Annotated in this window: 2 protein-coding genes; one reads left to right on the top strand and one right to left on the bottom strand. The window is 44.7% G+C overall.

Going from position 1 to position 3,124, the window contains the following annotated elements:
* The first annotated feature begins 255 nt into the window (after positions 1 to 255).
* A complete protein-coding gene (locus QZT73_RS15225) occupies positions 256 to 2,322 on the top strand; it encodes a PQQ-dependent dehydrogenase, methanol/ethanol family (protein ID WP_291789059.1) in 2,067 nt (688 codons plus the stop codon).
* A 54-nt stretch (positions 2,323 to 2,376) separates the two neighbouring features.
* On the opposite strand, the gene QZT73_RS15220 is transcribed toward QZT73_RS15225, so the two are convergent.
* The coding region (locus tag QZT73_RS15220) for a S41 family peptidase (RefSeq protein WP_291789057.1) at positions 2,377 to 3,124 on the bottom strand (748 nt) is incomplete at its 5' end.

Here is a 3,124-nt window from a genome sequence, read left to right as displayed (position 1 = left end):
ACTTTAATCAAAACAAAAAAGCAAGCACCTTCCGTAGTTTGCTGCAGTGTAAGTTCTCATTATAAGATAAAAGGCTACTATGGTCAATGAAAAAAATTTTTATTGAATTTAAGGAAGGAAATCAAATTTACCTAATCGGTATAGAAGGAGAAGGAATGGCTCTGCGATTGAAAATGATTTTCTCCTAACCACTTAAAAATCAGAATTTAATAGCAGTTTTTTCATTATCTTACAATAGCTTTTATTTCTTCAACAATGAGACCATACTTCTTCCCCCTGTTATTGCTTATCTGTCATTTTTCTTGCAGCTCCAAAAGCCAGGAAACACCAGTTACAGATCAAATGTTGATTGATGCGGATAAGACGCCTGGTAGCTGGTTGACTTATGGATTGAATTACAGTGAAACCAGGTTTAGTGAACTGAACCAAATTACTGACCAAAATGCGAAAGACCTTGGCCTGGCCTGGTATTTTGAAATGGGCGCAGAAAGAGGAGTAGAAGCCACCCCTTTGGTAAACAATGGGATCATGTATGTTACAGGACCCTGGAGTGTGCTTTATGCCTTGGATGCAAGAACTGGGGAAAGGCTGTGGGAATATGATCCTCAGGTACCAAAAGAATACGGTGGAAAGGCCTGTTGTGATGTGGTCAATAGAGGCGCTGCCATTTATCAGGATAAAGTTTATGTGGCGTCTTTGGATGGCAGGCTGATTGCCCTGAATGCAAAGGACGGTTCCAAAGTTTGGGAGACCTTGACTGTGGATCAAAGCATTCCCTATACCATTACAGGAGCACCAAGGGTGATTAAAGGAAAGGTGATCATCGGAAACGGTGGGGCAGAATTTGGAGTCAGGGGATATATTACAGCCTATGATGCCGAAACTGGCAAACAGGTTTGGAGATTTTATTCGGTTCCAGGTAATCTTGAGTTACCTTTTGAATCCAAAGCCATAGAGGAGGCTTCAAAAACCTGGACCGGAAAATATTGGGAAGCAGGAGGTGGTGGAACCATGTGGGACGCCATGGCTTATGATCCTGATTTGAATTTGATGTATGTGGGAACCGGTAACGGTTCGCCATGGAACCGCAGGCACAGAAGCCCTGAAGGAGGGGACAATCTTTTTCTTTCTTCCATTGTAGCCCTTAATCCCGACGATGGGGAATATGTCTGGCATTATCAGACCACCCCCGGAGACAATTGGGATTATACAGCCACCCAACACCTGATATTGGCTGATTTGCCAATCAATGGACTGGAAAGAAAAGTCATTATGCAGGCCCCAAAGAATGGCTTTTTCTACGTAATCGACAGAACCAATGGTGAATTCATTTCCGGAGAGCCTTTTGTCCCGATCAATTGGGCATCCCATATAGACTATGCAACAGGCCGTCCAGTTGAAAATCCTTCCGCGGCTTATAATGATATTCCCTATGAAGCTGTCCCCGGACCAAATGGGGCCCACAATTGGCATCCGATGGCTTTTAATCCCCAAACTGGACTGGTTTATATTCCTGCACAGAACATGTCATTTTTTATGATACATGATCCAAAGTACAAGTTCAATGATCCAAGTGAAACTATGGCAATTGCAGCAGGCGATTGGAATACAGGCAGTATGCTGGTTTCGGGTGAAAGGGAATACCCGAATTTTGGTAAGCTCTTGGCTTGGGATCCCATCAAACAGGAGAAAATATGGGAGGTGGAGCACTTCGCTCCCGCTAATGGCGGAGTTCTGACTACTGCGGGCAATTTGGTTTTTCAGGGAACATCCGATGGAAGATTTGTTGCATACAATGCCAAAAGCGGAGAAAAGCTTTGGGAAAATCCTACTGGAACCGGTATCATTGCTGCACCCATGACTTATGAATTAGATGGCGTTCAATATATTACCATTGCTGCTGGTTGGGGAGGATCAACCGGTTTGGGAAGTACTTTTTCAGAAACACAAACAACAGGCAAAATATATACATTTAAATTAGGGGGCACTGAAAGACTCCCTGATTTCCCAAAGAAAAAATCAAATCCCAAACTTTCAGGAGTCACTTATCAAATCGAGTCAGAGGCTGATGTAATGCTTGGTGCCAAATTATACCTTAACTATTGTTTTATCTGCCATGGAAACCCCGCTTCAGGGGAAGGAGGAAGGATTCCCAATCTAGGATATTCCCAAACAGAGGTGATTCAGAATTTAGAGGCCTATGTTTTGAACAGGGCTTTGGCAAGTAAGGGGATGCCTGACTTTTCCGGAAGGTTGACGCAGGGTGATGTGGAAAAAATAAAAGCATTCATTCAGATTAGTGTTGATGCTTCCCAAGAATAAAAAAAAAGCAAGCCCCTCCCGAAGCTTGCTTTTTTTGGTTTTCAAAAGATTATTCTAATTCCCCGACCTTACTGCCGGTCTGGGATAAGGAGGTGGTGTTACTTCCTGAACTCCCGCTTTCTCCAGCAACTTCAAGGCTTCCTCTACGCCCCGCTCCAACTGCACATCCCTGCCTTCTGAAAAAGACTTGGCATCAATGGAAACTTCTATATCCGGCGCAATGCCCACATTTTCCCCTATCCACTCATTCCTGATCGGATCAAAGACAGCATTGTCCGGAGAGGTCATTGCACCCCCATCGATAAAGGAATAATGAACCGAAGACTTTACCAGACCGCCCCAAGTCCGCTTCCCAATCAAAGGTCCTGCATTCTGATTGCGGAATACCCAAGGGAAGAAATCTCCACCAGATCCTGCCAATTCATTTGTCAACAGCACCTTAGGACCCAAGATACCAGCAGGCAATCTGAAATGCCTTGCATTGGGCACTTCATTGGTGATGGCTGCCCGCAAGGTCCTCGTCATCAGGTCTACCATATAATCATCAAGTAAGCCTCCTCCATTAAATCTTTCATCAATTACCGCTCCCTCTTTATCCTGTTGGGCAAAGAAATACCTGTTGAAGGATTCAAATCCTCCTCCTCCTGTATTGGGCACCCAAACATAGGCCAGCTTGCCTTCCGAAAGCTCCTCCACCTTTCTCCTATTGTCTTCCACCCATGCCCGCTGCCTTAAACCACTTTCAGAGCCTATGGGCTCTACGGTGAGCTTTCTTGCCCCGGACATAGTCGGCTGGCTGTTT

This window comes from Cecembia sp. (genome assembly GCF_007126775.1).
Taxonomy (GTDB): Bacteria; Bacteroidota; Bacteroidia; order Cytophagales; family Cyclobacteriaceae; genus Cecembia.
This window is presented reverse-complemented; position numbering and strand designations above follow the sequence as displayed.

Excerpts from the sequence above, each read along its gene's own strand:
- QZT73_RS15225 (WP_291789059.1), top strand. The coding sequence starts at position 256 with ATGAGACCATACTTCTTCCCCCTGTTATTGCTTATCTGTCATTTTTCT.